This window comes from uncultured Slackia sp., from assembly GCF_944321625.1.
Classification (GTDB): domain Bacteria; phylum Actinomycetota; class Coriobacteriia; order Coriobacteriales; family Eggerthellaceae; genus Slackia.
Window position 1 is genome coordinate 1 of sequence record NZ_CALUMA010000042.1, and the last position, 13,414, is coordinate 13,414.

General features: G+C 59.2%; 18 protein-coding genes. 10 read left to right on the forward strand and 8 right to left on the reverse strand.

Annotated features, from left to right (window positions below):
* The 8 genes from Q0J60_RS03750 to Q0J60_RS03785 form a co-directional block, all read left to right on the forward strand.
* Nucleotides 1-1,876, forward strand: a 1,876-nt coding sequence (locus Q0J60_RS03750; protein WP_294438906.1) for a heme lyase CcmF/NrfE family subunit, incomplete at its 5' end; no start/stop codon positions are given.
* Nucleotides 1,877-1,963: 87 nt separating this feature from the next.
* Nucleotides 1,964-2,689 carry an ABC transporter ATP-binding protein gene (locus Q0J60_RS03755; protein ID WP_294438907.1) on the forward strand — a complete coding sequence of 242 codons (726 nt, stop codon included), beginning with the start codon at nucleotides 1,964-1,966 and terminating at the stop codon, nucleotides 2,687-2,689.
* Entirely contained in the window at nucleotides 2,689-3,405 is a 717-nt protein-coding gene (locus tag Q0J60_RS03760) for a heme exporter protein CcmB (protein ID WP_123209020.1), read from the forward strand. The genes Q0J60_RS03755 and Q0J60_RS03760 overlap by 1 nt, the downstream gene beginning before the upstream one ends.
* Before the next feature lie 251 nt (nucleotides 3,406-3,656).
* Nucleotides 3,657-4,421, forward strand: coding sequence for a cytochrome c biogenesis protein (gene ccsA / locus Q0J60_RS03765; RefSeq protein WP_123209019.1), 765 nt, complete (start codon nucleotides 3,657-3,659; stop codon nucleotides 4,419-4,421).
* 3 nt (nucleotides 4,422-4,424) lie between these two features.
* Nucleotides 4,425-4,610 carry a hypothetical protein gene (locus tag Q0J60_RS03770; protein WP_123209018.1) on the forward strand — a complete coding sequence of 62 codons (186 nt, stop codon included), beginning with the start codon at nucleotides 4,425-4,427 and terminating at the stop codon, nucleotides 4,608-4,610.
* A gap of 324 nt (nucleotides 4,611-4,934) precedes the next feature.
* Complete coding sequence (locus Q0J60_RS03775) at nucleotides 4,935-5,219, forward strand: hypothetical protein (protein WP_294438908.1); 285 nt, start codon at nucleotides 4,935-4,937, stop codon at nucleotides 5,217-5,219.
* Nucleotides 5,220-5,239: 20 nt separating this feature from the next.
* Entirely contained in the window at nucleotides 5,240-6,286 is a 1,047-nt protein-coding gene (locus Q0J60_RS03780) for a radical SAM protein (protein ID WP_294438909.1), read from the forward strand.
* Nucleotides 6,267-6,869 carry a GNAT family N-acetyltransferase gene (locus tag Q0J60_RS03785; RefSeq protein ID WP_294438910.1) on the forward strand — a complete coding sequence of 201 codons (603 nt, stop codon included), beginning with the start codon at nucleotides 6,267-6,269 and terminating at the stop codon, nucleotides 6,867-6,869. The genes Q0J60_RS03780 and Q0J60_RS03785 overlap by 20 nt, the downstream gene beginning before the upstream one ends.
* Before the next feature lie 9 nt (nucleotides 6,870-6,878).
* Here Q0J60_RS03785 and Q0J60_RS03790 read toward each other — a convergent pair whose 3' ends face one another.
* The 6 genes from Q0J60_RS03790 to Q0J60_RS03815 all read right to left on the reverse strand — a co-directional run bounded on the left by Q0J60_RS03790 (nucleotide 6,879) and on the right by Q0J60_RS03815 (nucleotide 11,181).
* Nucleotides 6,879-7,856, reverse strand: a complete 978-nt coding sequence (locus Q0J60_RS03790; protein WP_294438911.1) for a peptidase U32 family protein — start codon at nucleotides 7,854-7,856, stop codon at nucleotides 6,879-6,881.
* Nucleotides 7,853-9,049: a hypothetical protein gene (locus tag Q0J60_RS03795; protein ID WP_294438912.1), complete on the reverse strand. Its 1,197-nt coding sequence runs from the start codon at nucleotides 9,047-9,049 to the stop codon at nucleotides 7,853-7,855. Before Q0J60_RS03795 ends, Q0J60_RS03790 begins: the two co-directional genes overlap by 4 nt.
* Nucleotides 8,995-9,417, reverse strand: coding sequence for a DUF5655 domain-containing protein (locus Q0J60_RS03800; RefSeq protein ID WP_294438913.1), 423 nt, complete (start codon nucleotides 9,415-9,417; stop codon nucleotides 8,995-8,997). Before Q0J60_RS03800 ends, Q0J60_RS03795 begins: the two co-directional genes overlap by 55 nt.
* Before the next feature lie 117 nt (nucleotides 9,418-9,534).
* Nucleotides 9,535-10,089 carry a YqhA family protein gene (locus Q0J60_RS03805; RefSeq protein WP_294438914.1) on the reverse strand — a complete coding sequence of 185 codons (555 nt, stop codon included), beginning with the start codon at nucleotides 10,087-10,089 and terminating at the stop codon, nucleotides 9,535-9,537.
* A gap of 117 nt (nucleotides 10,090-10,206) precedes the next feature.
* Nucleotides 10,207-10,590, reverse strand: a complete 384-nt coding sequence (locus Q0J60_RS03810; RefSeq protein WP_294438915.1) for a hypothetical protein — start codon at nucleotides 10,588-10,590, stop codon at nucleotides 10,207-10,209.
* Between the two features lie 84 nt (nucleotides 10,591-10,674).
* Entirely contained in the window at nucleotides 10,675-11,181 is a 507-nt protein-coding gene (locus Q0J60_RS03815; protein WP_294438916.1) for a helix-turn-helix transcriptional regulator, read from the reverse strand.
* Here Q0J60_RS03815 and Q0J60_RS03820 point away from each other — a divergent pair.
* Nucleotides 11,180-11,479: a hypothetical protein gene (locus Q0J60_RS03820; RefSeq protein WP_294438917.1), complete on the forward strand. Its 300-nt coding sequence runs from the start codon at nucleotides 11,180-11,182 to the stop codon at nucleotides 11,477-11,479. The two genes, Q0J60_RS03815 and Q0J60_RS03820, sit on opposite strands and share 2 nt — an antisense overlap.
* Nucleotides 11,480-11,484: 5 nt before the next feature.
* Here Q0J60_RS03820 and Q0J60_RS03825 read toward each other — a convergent pair whose 3' ends face one another.
* Nucleotides 11,485-11,898, reverse strand: coding sequence for an MmcQ/YjbR family DNA-binding protein (locus Q0J60_RS03825; RefSeq protein WP_294438918.1), 414 nt, complete (start codon nucleotides 11,896-11,898; stop codon nucleotides 11,485-11,487).
* A gap of 240 nt (nucleotides 11,899-12,138) precedes the next feature.
* Between Q0J60_RS03825 and Q0J60_RS03830 the strand changes: the two genes are divergently transcribed.
* Nucleotides 12,139-12,879, forward strand: a complete 741-nt coding sequence (locus tag Q0J60_RS03830; protein ID WP_294438919.1) for a M23 family metallopeptidase — start codon at nucleotides 12,139-12,141, stop codon at nucleotides 12,877-12,879.
* Nucleotides 12,880-12,885: 6 nt separating this feature from the next.
* Here the strand turns inward: Q0J60_RS03830 and Q0J60_RS03835 are convergent, their stop codons facing one another.
* Nucleotides 12,886-13,329: a zinc ribbon domain-containing protein gene (locus Q0J60_RS03835; RefSeq protein ID WP_294438920.1), complete on the reverse strand. Its 444-nt coding sequence runs from the start codon at nucleotides 13,327-13,329 to the stop codon at nucleotides 12,886-12,888.
* Nucleotides 13,330-13,414 lie beyond the last annotated feature (85 nt).

Consider the following 13,414-nt stretch of genomic DNA (forward strand, 5'->3'; position numbering starts at 1 on the left):
GCTCATCTCCGTGTTCAACGCGGTGGTGGCCGTGCGCGCCATGCGCAAGAACGATGCGATGGACTACATGGCGCTCTTCGTGTCGCAGCTGGTGCTGGCGGCGTTCGCGGGCGTGCTGCTGTTCTCCGAGGACAACATGCCCTTCATCACCACGCCTGAGTACTACTTCGGTTCCGACGGCCAGCTGACTGCCGAGGCGTCGGTTTTGGGCATGAACTCGCTGCTCGAGCACTGGGCGCAGGCCATCCATCCGCCCACGCTGTTCATCGGCTATGCGGGCCTTACCATCCCGTTCGCCTACGCCATCGCGGCGCTCATCGTCAACGATGCGAGCGCCAAGTGGGTGCGTCGTTCCAGCCGCTTCGCCATGTTCTCGTGGCTGTTCCTGGGTATCGGCATCGGTCTGGGTTCGGTGTGGGCGTACGTGGTGCTGGGCTGGGGCGGCTATTGGGGATGGGATCCCGTTGAGAACGCCAGCCTGCTTTCGTGGATGGTGGCGCTCGCCCTGGTGCACAGCCTGACCGTGTACCGCCAGCGTGGCGCGTTCAAGCGCTGGAGCATCATGTGCGCCTGCCTGGCATTCACCTTCGCCGTGGTAGGCACCTTCATCACGCGTTCCGGCATCGTGCAATCGGTGCATGCCTTCGCAGGCGACCCCGTGTCGCTGTACCTGTTCGGCACGCTGATCGTGGCCTCCGTGCTTATGGGCATCGTGGGCCTGGTCATTCGCTGGAAGTCATTCGGGCAGGGCGATGCCATCGAGTCGCTTGCGTCCAAAGACGCCGCGTACTATTTCAACAACGTGATCATGATCGTGTTCACGCTGCTGCTGCTGTACCTGACGGTTTCAAGCGCGCTGCCGAGCTTCTTGCCCTTCGGCGGCCAGAGCCTTTCGGCCGGCACCTATAACGCCGTGGCGCGCCCGCTGGGCATCGTGTACTGTTTCATCATCGCGGTGTGCCCGCTGCTTGCCTGGGGCAAGACGGAGGGTCGCGCGTTCTTCAAGCAGGCCAAGATTCCCGCGATTTTCGCGCTCGTGCTGTTCGCGGTGCTGATGGTCTACTTCGTGACCACGCTGTACCCCGCGTATCAGGCCACGCTCGCGGTGGGCGACTCCAACGCCCAGGGCCTGGCCAATGAGGGTCCCGTGTGGTACTACAACGGTCTGGCCGTGGTGGGCTTCGCGGTCGCGTCGCTGCTGTTCTTCAACACGCTGTTCATGATCGGCCGCGCCGTACGCGCCCGTTCCAAGAACACGGGTAAGAACCCGGTAGCTTCGTTCTTCACGCTGCTGGTTAAGAATTCCTCGCGCTTCGGCGGCTACATTGCCCATCTTGCCATGGCCATCATTTTGGTGGGCCTGATCGGCTCTTCGATGTATGTCACCGAAACCGTGCAGTACGTCAACTTCGACGAGGAGGCGAATACCGCCGATTCGTTCACGGTGGACGACTACGAGCTGCGCTATACCGACAGCTCCGTCGAGGAGATCAACAACGGCGAGGATTACCTCTACACCGTGCAGTTCGACGTGTACGATGTGAACAGCGGGGCGTATTTGGGCCATGTGGCGCCTTCGGTGCAGCTCGATGCCATGACGCAGCAGACCAAGCTCAACGCAAGCGTTCTGGGCAGCCCGCTCGAGGACTTGTTCGTGGTGTACCGCGGCGTGAGCGAGGACGGCCAGCTGTCCATGGACGTGCGCGTGAATCCGCTCATCAGCTTTACGTGGGTGGGATTCGCCCTGCTTATGGTGGGTACGGCCATCGCGCTGTTCGGCCGCCGCAAGGATGCGGTTGACGCGTCCGCGAAAAGCGCGCCGGCCGAAAATAAGCCCGCTGGCGAAGGCGTGGAGCCTGCCGTCGGCAAGGAGTAGCATATCCGTGGGCGGCGGATGGGCGTTGCCCGCATTCGGCGGGGCGCGAGTCGTTGGGCTTGCGCCTCGCTTTCGCATACGTAGGGGATGGTGACGCGATTGACCAACGCGCTTGAAATAAAAAAGCTCACCAAGGTGTTTGGCGACCGCAAGGCGCTCGACAGGGTGACGTTTGACTTGCCGGAGGGGGCGTTTCTCTCCATCTTCGGGCCCAACGGCGCAGGCAAAACCACGCTTTTGCGCATTCTCTCTACGCTCTCGCGCCCCACGCAGGGCACGGTGCGCGTGATGGGAATCGACGCCAAAGAGGAGCCCGACCAGGTGCGCGGCCACATCGGCCTCATCTCGCACAACTCCATGCTCTATCCCGATCTTACCGCCATGGAGAACCTCATGTTCGTGGCGCGGCTCTACGGCGTGGTCAACCCCGAGGAGCGCGTGCGCGAGCTTCTGCGTTCGGTGGAGCTTGACCACAGGCGGTTCGACCTAGTGCGCACGTTCTCGCGCGGCATGACGCAGCGCCTGTCCATCGCGCGTGCCTTGATGAACGATCCGCAGGTGGTGTTCCTCGACGAGCCGTATGCGGGCCTTGACCCCCATGCGGTTGAGATTTTCGACGAGCTCATCGACGGTTTGCGCGACGGACGCACGTTCGTCATGGTGAGCCACGACCTCCAGAAAGGCTTCGACACCTGCACGCATGCGCTCGTGCTTGCGCGCGGCCGCGTGGTGACATTCGCCCCCAAGGAGGAGCTCGAGTTCGAGGAGTTCCGCAATCTGTACCGCGAGACCGTGGGAATGGGGGTGGCGTAATGGCCGTCGAGTGCAAGAAGCCTTCTACCTGGGCGCATTACGTCGCGCTCCTGAAGAAGGACCTTTCCCAGGAGCTGCACACCAAGGACATGATTACGTCCATGGGGCTGTATGCGCTGCTCGTGTTGGTGGTGTACGGCGCGGCGCTCGCGCAGGCGGGCACCGAGCTGGACATCCAGCAGATGGCGGGCGGCCTTCTGTGGGCGGTCATCCTGTTCACAAGCCTTCTGGGCCTCAACCGCTCGTTCTCGCACGAGAAGGAGCAGGGGTGCCTCGAGGGCATGCTGCTGGTGCCCATGGACCGCTCGGTGATCTTCCTGGCCAAGGCCACGGCGAACCTGCTGTTCCTCGTGGTGGTCGAAGTGGTGTGCGTGCCCCTGTTCTTCTTCTTTTTCCTGGGGCAGGTAGGCGCGGCGCCCTCGTGGCCGATGATGCTCATTCCGCTTGCGGTGGGCACGATCGGCATCGCGGGCGTGGGCACCATGCTTTCCACCATCACCATCAACACGCGCGGCAAGGACGTGATGCTGGCGGTGATGTTCATCCCGCTGCTGTTCCCGCTTCTGTGGTCGTGCGTGGCCGCCACCACGTGCGCTATGTGCGCACCGGAGGGCTGGATGAACACATTCGCTACCTCGCTTGCCATGGCGGGGGCGTATGACGTGGTGATGATTCTTGTTTCATGGGTGCTGTACGACTTCGTGATTAGCGCATGAGGCAAGGCGGCGCCACACGAACGTCGGCTCCATCTTGGGCCCAGGCCTGGTCTTGCGCGAAGCGTGCTTCTTGCGTTTGCCGGAGCAGCCTGAGTTGGGTCGCGGGGCAGTGCCGCATCAAGCACGCTCCCTGCGCCCGTCGGATTAATCCGGAGAGGCGGGACGTTTGCTCGCTGCTCCTATCAAATCTGCAAGTTTTAAGAGAGAAGTTATAATAGGCTTACATACGAGAAAGGAAAGGAACGCGCACTATGGCTGATAAACCGGTCAAAGAGCCCGTAGTTGGCGGCGTGCTGGACAAGGCGGCGCCTGCGGTGCTCATCGTGGGCGCGCTGCTCGCGGTGGCGGGCTTCGTGCTCAACTTCACCGTCGCCGGCTTGGTGAACGGCGCGGAGGTAAGCGAGCCCGCTGTCATCAACGGCGTGGTGGTGGGCAACAAGCTGCTGCTGTCCCAGAAAATCTTCTACTGGCATATGCCGGTGGCGTTGGTGAGCTTCGTGGCCATCGCCTTCGCCGCATACTATGCCATCAGGTTCCTCATGACCAAACGCTCGTGCTTCGATACGCGCGCCCGCATCGCCATGGAGATTGGCCTGGTGTTCATCCTGTGCACCATGGTCACCGGCGAGATGTGGACCCGCTATGAGTGGGGCGTGTGGTGGACGTGGGAGCCGCGCTTGACCACCTATTTTATTCTGATGCTGCTGGTGATCGCGTATTTCATTCTGCGCAATGCGCTGGCCGATCCCGAGCGCCGCGCCACCTATGCGAGCGTGTTCGGCATTTTGATCTTCATCGACGTGCCCATCTGCTTCATGGTTACGCGCCTGATTCCGTCCAGCGTGCACCCGGTGGTGTTCCGCACCGATTCGGGGCTTTCGCCCGATATGCTGCTGCCGCTTTTGATTTCTCTGTTCGGCTTTTTGTGCATAGCCTTTGCGCTGTATCGCCTGCGTTTGCGCGCGCAGGTCATGGAAGACAAACTCGCCCGCATTCAGGACGCATTGGAGGACTAACCTATGGATCCCATTCTTGCTGAAATCTATTCGACGGTGCTCACCGCCGCCCCGTTCGTGATTGCCGCCTATGCGCTGCTGTTCTTGATTCTGCTCGTGTATGTCGCTTTCATCCTCACTAAGCTCAAAACCACCGAGAAGAAAATCGATGCGCTGGCCGAGCACGTGGAGGAGCTGCAGGCCAAATAGAGGCTGAAGCCTTCTTGCGATGCGTATAGTAGCGTCGACATGGTGCGCCCCGTTCGAGATGGTCGAGCGGGGCGCTCTGCGTTTGCGCCGGTGGATGTGTGCGGCCGCGTTTGCCTCCTGTGTCTGATCGACTTGGCTCCGATTTGCGCAAAACTGCGTAGTTATTCCCGGCGAAACAGAGATGTGGTATAACGCGCATATGAAACCACAACGCCCGCATGCGCATGCTTCGCGGGAGCCTTGAGGTTTTAATACGTCAATGCATAGCTTCACCTGATGATGCTAAGCGCGGCGAAGCGTGCGAGGCAAAGAGAGGAGACGCGTATGAGTGGCGACAGCTCCGGCAGCTATAGCAGCCCCGACAGCTACGGAGGGTATTACAGCAGCGATACAGGCTATACGAGCCCGGATTACAGCTACGGTGGGTATTACAACGAGAACACGGGCTATACGAGCCACGACTACAGCTACGGCGGCTACTACAATGAGAATACCGGCTACAGCAGCCCGGACTACAGCTACGGTGGCTACTACAACTCGAACACCGGTTACAGCAGCCCGGATAGCTACGGCGGCTACTATTCCTCTGGGTCATCGGGCGGCAAGTAGACCAACGGCGGCGTGACATCATGGCGAATATCTTCTTAACCGACAGGTGCAACCTGCACTGCCCCTATTGCTTCGCAAACGAGTTCGTGAACGAGTCGTTCACCGAAATCGATTCCGAGGCATACCGCAAAGCCGTCGATTTCATACTGGACGGCGGTCGGAGAAACTCGTTCGGCCTCATCGGCGGCGAGCCCACAACGCATTCGCGGTTCCGCGACATTCTGTGTGACATCATCGGCGACGCGCGCATCAAAGGCGTCACGGTGTATACGAACGGCGTGCTCGTGGGGCGCTACCTCAACGAGCTTGCGCATCCCAAGTTTCACCTGCTGGTGAACTGCAACCATCCCGACCGCATGGGTCAGGCTCTGTATGCGCGCATGGTGGAATCTCTCGATACGGCGATTCGGGAACGCCATATGGGCGACCGCGTAACGCTGGGGTTCAACATCGATTCCCCGGAGTTCGACTACGGCTTCATCATCGAGTTGCTCGAACGCTACGGCTTTAAACGCCTGCGGTTTTCCATCACGGTGCCCAATCAGGAGGCACTGCGCGAATGCAGCCCTCTCGAGTATTTCGCCACGTTCAAGCCGGCGCTTCTCGTGTTCTACAAAGACCTGCTGGAGCGCGGTATCACGCCCTATTACGATTGCAACAAGCTGCCTAGCTGCCTGATCGATGATGCCGATCTGACGCAGTTCGAGGCGTATCGCACCGGGAGGCCCGAGCGCGATTTGCCCGCCTCGGCGCTGGAATCGCGCGCGGTCCATTGCCGTCCTGTAATCGACATCATGCCCGATTTGACGGCTGCTCGCTGCTTTGGCCTGTCGGACTGCACGAAGGTGCGCGTAGAGGATTTCGAGAATATCGAACAGCTCGAGCATTACTACCTGGTCAATATTGACGCCGTTGCCGCCCGATTGAGCCATTCGGCAGCCTGTGTGGATTGCGGGTTGGGCGAGCGCGGCGTGTGCACGGGCGGGTGCCTGGCATACAAGATTCATGACGTCCTCGAACTCAATCGAAGGGAAAGGGAGTACGCGCATGAGCGTTTCGCCGGATAATGCCACGCGTGCCCGCGCGCGAAGCCGTACGTCGCTCGTGTTTGAGAAGCTGTGCATCCAGCGACACGCGCCCTGGCTGTATCGCGAGATGATGGACCCCGACAACCGGTACTTGATTCTTCCCAACGTGCATATCAATACCGAAGTCGACTTCGAGGCGTGGCTTCTGAACCAGAGCCGCACGAACTACCTGGAGTTTTTCGTGGCGCATGCGTCCGACACGGGCAAGCCGGTGGGGTTCGTGTATGCCTATGACTATCGTCCCGACGACGGCCACTGCCGCATCTGCGTGCATATCGCGCGCGGCTTTCGCGCTGCAGGCGCAGGGGCGCTGGCGGCGGCGCACTTCATCGGGCATCTGTTCCGCACGTATTCGCTGCGCAAGGTGTATTCCGCCGTGTACGAGTTCAACGACGTGAGTCTTCGGGGCAATCTGAAGGCGGGCTTCGTGGAGGAGGCGCGCCTGCCCGAGTATCGGTACTACGACGGGAAGTACTGGGATCTGGTGCTGTGCTCGATGTCGCGCGAGGCGTATCAGAGGCGACTTGCGCGCTACGAAGAGCGATTCTTCCCGCGCGCTTAGACGGGTATGCTAAAGCGGGAAACGGACCTCTGGATAGTAGCAGTTCAGTCCGAGCTTGCAGGTTGTGGTGCGATCGGGCGGGAACTCCATTGTGTCCAGGTATTCTTTCTCGCTTGCCGCGTGCTGCGCGATGCATAGGTTGCGGTGCACAAGCGCGATGTCGGCCAAGAGCTCTTGCTCGTTGTCGGCGCGCCCCACTACTTTGACCGCTGTCACGCCCATGTGGAGGAGACGGTAGATCGCGCACAGGCCGCAGGCGCGTTTCATGTAGAAGCGGCGGTACAGATCGTCGGAGAGCTCGCTGTTATGGATGGCTTCGAATTCGCGAGCGCCTTCTGAGCGCAGGAAGCGTCGCTCGCTCTGACGCAGCGACCCGCAAAGCGCTCCATGGCCTGGCAAGTGGCGGGCGAAACAGTGCGAATCGCTGAACATGCATCCGTCGCGCATGAGAAACGCCTCGAACTCCATATCGGGGAACGCTGCCGTGAGCACGCCGATTTCATCGAGCGAAATCTCGCGCGGCACGATGACGCGCTTGAATCCCGCATCGCGCAGCGCACGCACGATGTCGACGTTGCACGCATCGAGCATAGTGCTCGCGACGGGGGAGAGCCCCGCCTCGGCAACGATGCGTCCGAGGGCACGCGTGGATACGATGATGCCGTCAGGCGCGTCGCCTGTCGCTAAGGTTTGGCAGAGGGCTTTCAGGTACTCCAACTGTTCGGCTTCGTAGAGGCCGGCGTTGAGCGTGACGAATGCCGAGCATCCCACCGCGTGGATGGCGTATGCGGCATCTGCGACCTGCGTCTCATCGACGGTATTCGCACGCGATCCGAAGTCGGACATGCGGTTGAGGTTGCAATAGGGGCCGAACTGCTGTGCCCAGGTGTTGCTGGCAAGTCCGAAGTACAGCTCCTGCGCGCCCGCTTGGCGGCGCGCTTCGATTGCCTTGGGAGCGGGCGAGGCGAGCGGTGCAAGGATTTTCATCGCGTGACCTCCTCGAAGCTGGGTTGCCAGATGATTCGTATCGGACGGCCAGGGGGGAGCGCTCGTATCGCGTCGCTCAGGGTCGCGTCGGTTGGCGCCACGATGGATTTGCCTGCCTTGTAGAATCGTGCGCCTTCAGGCGCGCGGTATTCCATCATCTCGCTTCGGCATTCAAATCGGCAGGGGGCGGCCGCCGTGAATGGCGAGGCAGGGTGGGAATCATGCGCGAATTGGCACACGCGCATGCGACTAACCAGGCTGAACGGATAATGGAGGGCCAACGTGCAGCCGGCAGGAATCGATTTGTCCAGGTAAAGCTGCGTGAAGGCCAAATCTGCCTCGATGCATGAAATCGCACCGATTTCTTGCTCGAGGTCGAGACTCGCGGCGCTCATGTACGACGCCATAATCGCTTCGGGTGTGCGCGGGTCGCGCTGCTGTTTGAAGAAGAGGCGTCCGGCGACAATACGCAATCCGGAGGACGCGCACGCCTCTATGGCGCGTCCGAGCGTGCCGATATCGTTCACGCATATCTCGTCTAAAGTGCTGCCAAGCTCTTGCGCAAGGTGCTCCGCTTTGCGATAGACGGCTTCGCGCGTGAATTCTAGGGGAGAGGGCATGACGAGCGTGATGGCTATGTCACGTTTGCTGCAGTAGTCGGCTATTCCGCGTGCTGAATCGTCCGTAATTGCCAAAAACGATTGCTCACAGTAGTACGAGCCAAGGTAAATGCGCGTTATGGCGGGGGTGTCGAACTCGTTTCGCGGCCTATGCTCTTGCGCCCCTGGATTCTGCGCTTTCGACATCTGCATGCCGCCATCCATGCATTCCGCATTGAGCTTGCTCAGCACGGAAGCTGTAACTGCATCCAGGTCGAGTGCGGAAAGGCGCGCATCGCAGAGATTGCATGTGAATGAAATATCTTGGGGAAAGTATTCTGGATCCGTGAATTGGTTCGTATAGTTTTGCATGCCTGCCTCTTTTGCTTGCATGGTGTGTTTGACCGCTCGTTGGTGCTGGGTCATTGTAGCTGACAAGCCTTGCCTGCTGATTGTCTGGCGTTTCTTTGCGCAAAACGTCGTTTTTCGGGCTCTCGTTTGGAGTATTTCGTCAACATGCCGCAAGCCGGTTGCGATAGTTATTGCGTGCGCCGCCGTTTTGTTAGTGAGAACTGATGCGATTCTTCGATCCATGCCATGAGTTCGTCGTCGATGTCTTCAGGAATTTCAGTGAGTACATGATGCGTCCAACGGTTCGGATAAGGTTCCACCGCTATCGCGATGCGGGGTGATTCTTTGCGGTATTCCAGCCCGAACGTCACCACGAGGCATTTCTCTGGCCAGCCCTTGCGGCGGCGAATGGGCAATGATGCCCAGGCGAACCCATGCTTGTCGAAGAACGCGATCTGCGATTTCTGCACACGCACGTCCACCTGCTCGCCGCATATCTCGTTGATGCGTCGCTCGAGGCGCTCGTACACCGGGATCATCTCTGGTGTGGTGGCGAAGAAACGCGCGAGGTCGTTCTTGTCGGCATACATGGTGGCTCCTCTTATTCTCATGTTTTGTTAGATAGGCACGCGCTTGGCTGAATGCGAGGAATCGTTCGAAGCGTGTTTGACCGTTACGGCGCGTCGCGCAGGTGAGCGGGCACCCCGATGTGTCCGCCCCCCCGTACTCTATTCCCCGTGGCTGGAAATCACATGCTTCACGAAGTAGGCGAGGGCCACGATGACCGCGGCGGTGCTCAAGCCGATGAACAGCAAGTCGAGCGGCTCGGTTCCGTGAATGAGGCGGCTCAGGAAGTACACCGCCATCACCACGCCGATGACGCCCACCAACAGCTCCTTCAAATCGTCGAGCGTGTTGATTTTCAGCCAAGCCGGCATCTCGATGTCCTGGTCGATGAACAGCGAATATAGGCCGATGGACATGATGTAGAGCACGATGGCCAGAAGGAAGAAGTCGGCGTATTCGATGTAGTCGACGAGCATGTCGTGCATGTCGACGTTGCCCTGGGCAACCTCGATGGTGACCATGACGGTGGAGATGAGCGTGGAGATAGTGAGCGCGATGGCAGCGATGAACAATCCCACGCAGGGGATAGCGGCGATGAAGCGCGTCTGCCCGGCAACGCGATGGGCGCGAGCGACGTAGCGGCGCTCCTTGCGTGCCTCGGCTTCAGCGGCGGCGCACTCTTCGCGTTCGGCTTCTTTGATTTCGATCTCAGCCATCAGGGCTCCTTCAGGGTGCTTTCATTGCATGTCCGTGATTCTACCCCATGAGCGCTGCATGTTTCGTGCTTGCCGACATTTCGTTATTAAGTGGCATGTCCAGCGTGTCCGGCAGTGCTATTCCTCGATGCTCTGGATGTTTTCCAGGCGGATGGCAACGAGCTGCGATTCGCCATGTCGAGATTCGGCGCCCGGCGCTGATTCGTTGCGCTTCGAGGATTGTTTGCCTTTCTTGAGCGGGGTGTCGAAAAGCGCCCATTCGTCATCGACGTCGATGAGCGTGCCCTTGAGCTGGGTGCCATTCGCCGCGAGCGACGCATCGACCAGGTTAAGGCTGCATGCGCGACCTTTGCGCGATTCGAGCAGGGCGCGCATTTCTCCTGATCGCCCGCTTTCGCGATCGATGATTTTCCGGAGGTCCTTTTTGGTTGCCATCGTAGACCACAAGGCGACCACCATGGCGAAGGTTGCCAAGCTGAACACGTATCCGATGTCTTCCATGGGTATTATCTCCATTCAGATGGTCGTTATTATCGTAGCGGCATGTTCCTCGGCCGCAGGGATAGTGATTGGGTGATTGGGCAATCAGGCGAGGCTGCCCTCTTGGGGCGTTTGAGCGGTTCCGTTCGATGCGGGCTCTACGATGGCTGCCGTTATATCGGCGATATCTATCAATCGAACCACGCGTTTGCGTTTCGTTTTGGGGCTACCGAACATCGCGGTAGTCTGGTCATAGTCTACGCGCATCCATCCATCGCTTACGTCTAAGACGGCGGCGTGCTTAATGATGTCGTCGGTGGCGTCGCCAGCGAGTTCCAGGGTGACGGTCTTTCCCACGAAGCTTTTAAGGATATGGAGGTCGCGTTTGCGCTCATGCCGCTCGCGAGCGACTATCTCCACCTCATCGCTTGCGAGATCGTCGAGCGAAACGCCGTAGAGGCGCGCGAGTTCGGCGGCTTTGTCCAGCGTGGGTGATCCTTGCCCCAGCTCCCAGTTGCTTATGGTTTGACGCGTGACGCCTATGGTTTCGGCCACTTCCTGCTGGCTCATACTGCTGCGTTTGCGCAAGGCGAGTAGCTTGTCTTGAATCATGGGTGCTCCTATGCTACATGAGGCGGGCGAACGTGAACGATTTGGCGCCTCTATTGTCTCTCACGGCTCTTTGCAAACGCCAGCAAAACCCTTTGGCAATTGCGCAAATCTCGACGGAACAATATGGGGAGAGGCATTTTGTCGTGAAAGCAGTGCGGCCGAGGTAGCGCATGTGTATGCGCAAAAACAAAGAAAGATGAGAGCATCGGCGCACTATTGCCGCAATGGTGCGATGCTTGGCAAGCTTGCTCATGAGCGCGATGCTCCGGGGTATCGGAGTATTGTTGTGATGGCGTGATGGGGCTACGGCTCGATGGCTCTGTATGCGTCTTCAAAGACCTGCCACTGTTGTTTTTTCGTGAGGTTGATGAACGCATTGGCGTAGCTTAGGTCGCACAGTTCCAACACAAGAGATTCGGGTATCGCATCGCCCACGGCATCAAGGTCGATGGAAATCCAGGTGCGCCCATCGGAGTAGTAAGCCGGAAGAATGGCATCGGGAAATTCCGCCCGCAACTCTATGTTGCGTTCGGGGCTGCATCTGAGCGAAAGAAGATGACGGTTGGCATAGAGCGGCTTTGCCTCAGTCCCTGCTGTAAACTCGCAGGCAAACTGCTTGCCGCCTACCCAATACACCATCCAGCCCCACTTCTCATGCAGAGCTTTCGTTGCTCCGGGATGTGAAAGAAGTCGTGCATCTATTGTGGCGAAATCCATGAGACTCCTCTCTGCCTCTGACTACTTGATGCAAGGGGCGGATAGGGTGGCGGCATTCTGCGGTGTGTATGCAGCTAGTTTAATGCTATGAACTTTCGTAGGAACGGCTCAATTCAAATTCGTGTTATTTCTGGTCGCCGTTATGAAGCAGATTGCTCGGCATCATCAAAGTGAGGACGAGTTATTTATAGTGAATGAAGTCATCTAGCTGACATTGTCATGCGAACAAGGAGACCAACGTTGAAACCCACCACGAAGCAGGCTATCAAGCAGATTCTCGGCATGGTGAAGATGGCTTTCAAATACAACAACGAGCTTCCGAATCCCGAAACGGGGGCATCGCGCGTTGAGTATCGCCTGCCGTTCGAGGGTGCCTGGGTTGTGGTGAATGGCGGCATCGACGAAGCGACCTCCCATTCATGGGATGTATGGACACAGCGTTATGCCTACGATTTCGTTGTAACGAATGAAGATGGACGTTCGTGCGCTGGTGATCCAGCAGATGTGCAGGCGTATTTCTGCTACGGTCGGCCTATTCTCGCACCGGCAGATGGCGTTGTGGTCGAGGTGCGCGACGTGGACCCCGACACGCCTCCCGCACCTGAAGGACAGATTGATTGCATGGGGGATGACATTCGTGGCAATTACGTGCTCATTCGCCATTCCGATGACGAGTTCTCATGCCTCGCTCATCTTGCGCCGGGGAGCGTCGTCGTGTCAGTGGGGGAGCGCGTTACGTGTGGCCAGAGCATCGGGCGCTGCGGCAGCTCGGGCAACAGCTCGGAGCCGCATCTGCACTTTCACGTGCAAGCGGGGCAGAGCTTCTACGAGTCACCCGGTGTGCCCATCCGGTTTGCGGGCGTGACCGCCGAGCCGGCTCCGCATTACGAGATGACCGACTCTCGTTCGCAGCCGAAAAACCCACTCGCGACCTTTCCACCCTACCTGACGCGTGGGCTCAAGGTAAGCAACTGCGACTGAACTGGCTCACTGCCAGCGCTTGAGGGTGGGCAGCACGGCACCCAAAAGCGAGGCGGATTCGTCGACGGTCCAGCCCATGGCTTCCGCCATGCGGGGCGCGCACTCTTCGATCATCTCGTCCATCGTGGTCTCGTAAGTCCAGTGACCATCTTCGTAGCACCAGCGGCAAAACTCTGCATTCTCGGTGCCATCTGCCTCATGGGCGGTTTGCCCCGGCGCGGTGAACATCATGCCGCAGCTCTGGCAGTAGTGCTCGGGCATCTCCAAAAGCGAGGTGATGGGCACATCCAGCGTGACGGCGATGAGCTTGGTCATGTCGATGCCGGGCGTCGTCTCGCCGGTTTCCCAGCGACTGACCGCTTGGCGCGTGATGAAAAGTTTACGAGCAAGGTCCTCCTGGGTGAGCCCGCGTTCGCGTCGCAGTTTGGGAAGCACGTCTTTGATCGCCATGGGAATTCCTTTCCTTGAATGCGGGGATGATGAGCGTCCTTTCATCATTCTAGTCATCGCGCTGAATCCCCGTCGAGCAACAATC

Excerpts from the sequence above, each read along its gene's own strand:
- Q0J60_RS03755 (WP_294438907.1), top strand. The coding sequence starts at position 1,964 with ATGGTGACGCGATTGACCAACGCGCTTGAAATAAAAAAGCTCACCAAG.
- Q0J60_RS03760 (WP_123209020.1), top strand. The coding sequence starts at position 2,689 with ATGGCCGTCGAGTGCAAGAAGCCTTCTACCTGGGCGCATTACGTCGCG.
- ccsA (WP_123209019.1), top strand. The coding sequence starts at position 3,657 with ATGGCTGATAAACCGGTCAAAGAGCCCGTAGTTGGCGGCGTGCTGGAC.
- Q0J60_RS03770 (WP_123209018.1), top strand. The coding sequence starts at position 4,425 with ATGGATCCCATTCTTGCTGAAATCTATTCGACGGTGCTCACCGCCGCC.
- Q0J60_RS03775 (WP_294438908.1), top strand. The coding sequence starts at position 4,935 with ATGAGTGGCGACAGCTCCGGCAGCTATAGCAGCCCCGACAGCTACGGA.
- Q0J60_RS03780 (WP_294438909.1), top strand. The coding sequence starts at position 5,240 with ATGGCGAATATCTTCTTAACCGACAGGTGCAACCTGCACTGCCCCTAT.
- Q0J60_RS03785 (WP_294438910.1), top strand. The coding sequence starts at position 6,267 with ATGAGCGTTTCGCCGGATAATGCCACGCGTGCCCGCGCGCGAAGCCGT.
- Q0J60_RS03790 (WP_294438911.1), bottom strand. The coding sequence starts at position 7,856 with ATGAAAATCCTTGCACCGCTCGCCTCGCCCGCTCCCAAGGCAATCGAA.
- Q0J60_RS03795 (WP_294438912.1), bottom strand. The coding sequence starts at position 9,049 with ATGGATCGAAGAATCGCATCAGTTCTCACTAACAAAACGGCGGCGCAC.
- Q0J60_RS03800 (WP_294438913.1), bottom strand. The coding sequence starts at position 9,417 with ATGAGAATAAGAGGAGCCACCATGTATGCCGACAAGAACGACCTCGCG.
- Q0J60_RS03805 (WP_294438914.1), bottom strand. The coding sequence starts at position 10,089 with ATGGCTGAGATCGAAATCAAAGAAGCCGAACGCGAAGAGTGCGCCGCC.
- Q0J60_RS03810 (WP_294438915.1), bottom strand. The coding sequence starts at position 10,590 with ATGGAAGACATCGGATACGTGTTCAGCTTGGCAACCTTCGCCATGGTG.
- Q0J60_RS03820 (WP_294438917.1), top strand. The coding sequence starts at position 11,180 with ATGGGTGCTCCTATGCTACATGAGGCGGGCGAACGTGAACGATTTGGC.
- Q0J60_RS03815 (WP_294438916.1), bottom strand. The coding sequence starts at position 11,181 with ATGATTCAAGACAAGCTACTCGCCTTGCGCAAACGCAGCAGTATGAGC.
- Q0J60_RS03825 (WP_294438918.1), bottom strand. The coding sequence starts at position 11,898 with ATGGATTTCGCCACAATAGATGCACGACTTCTTTCACATCCCGGAGCA.
- Q0J60_RS03835 (WP_294438920.1), bottom strand. The coding sequence starts at position 13,329 with ATGGCGATCAAAGACGTGCTTCCCAAACTGCGACGCGAACGCGGGCTC.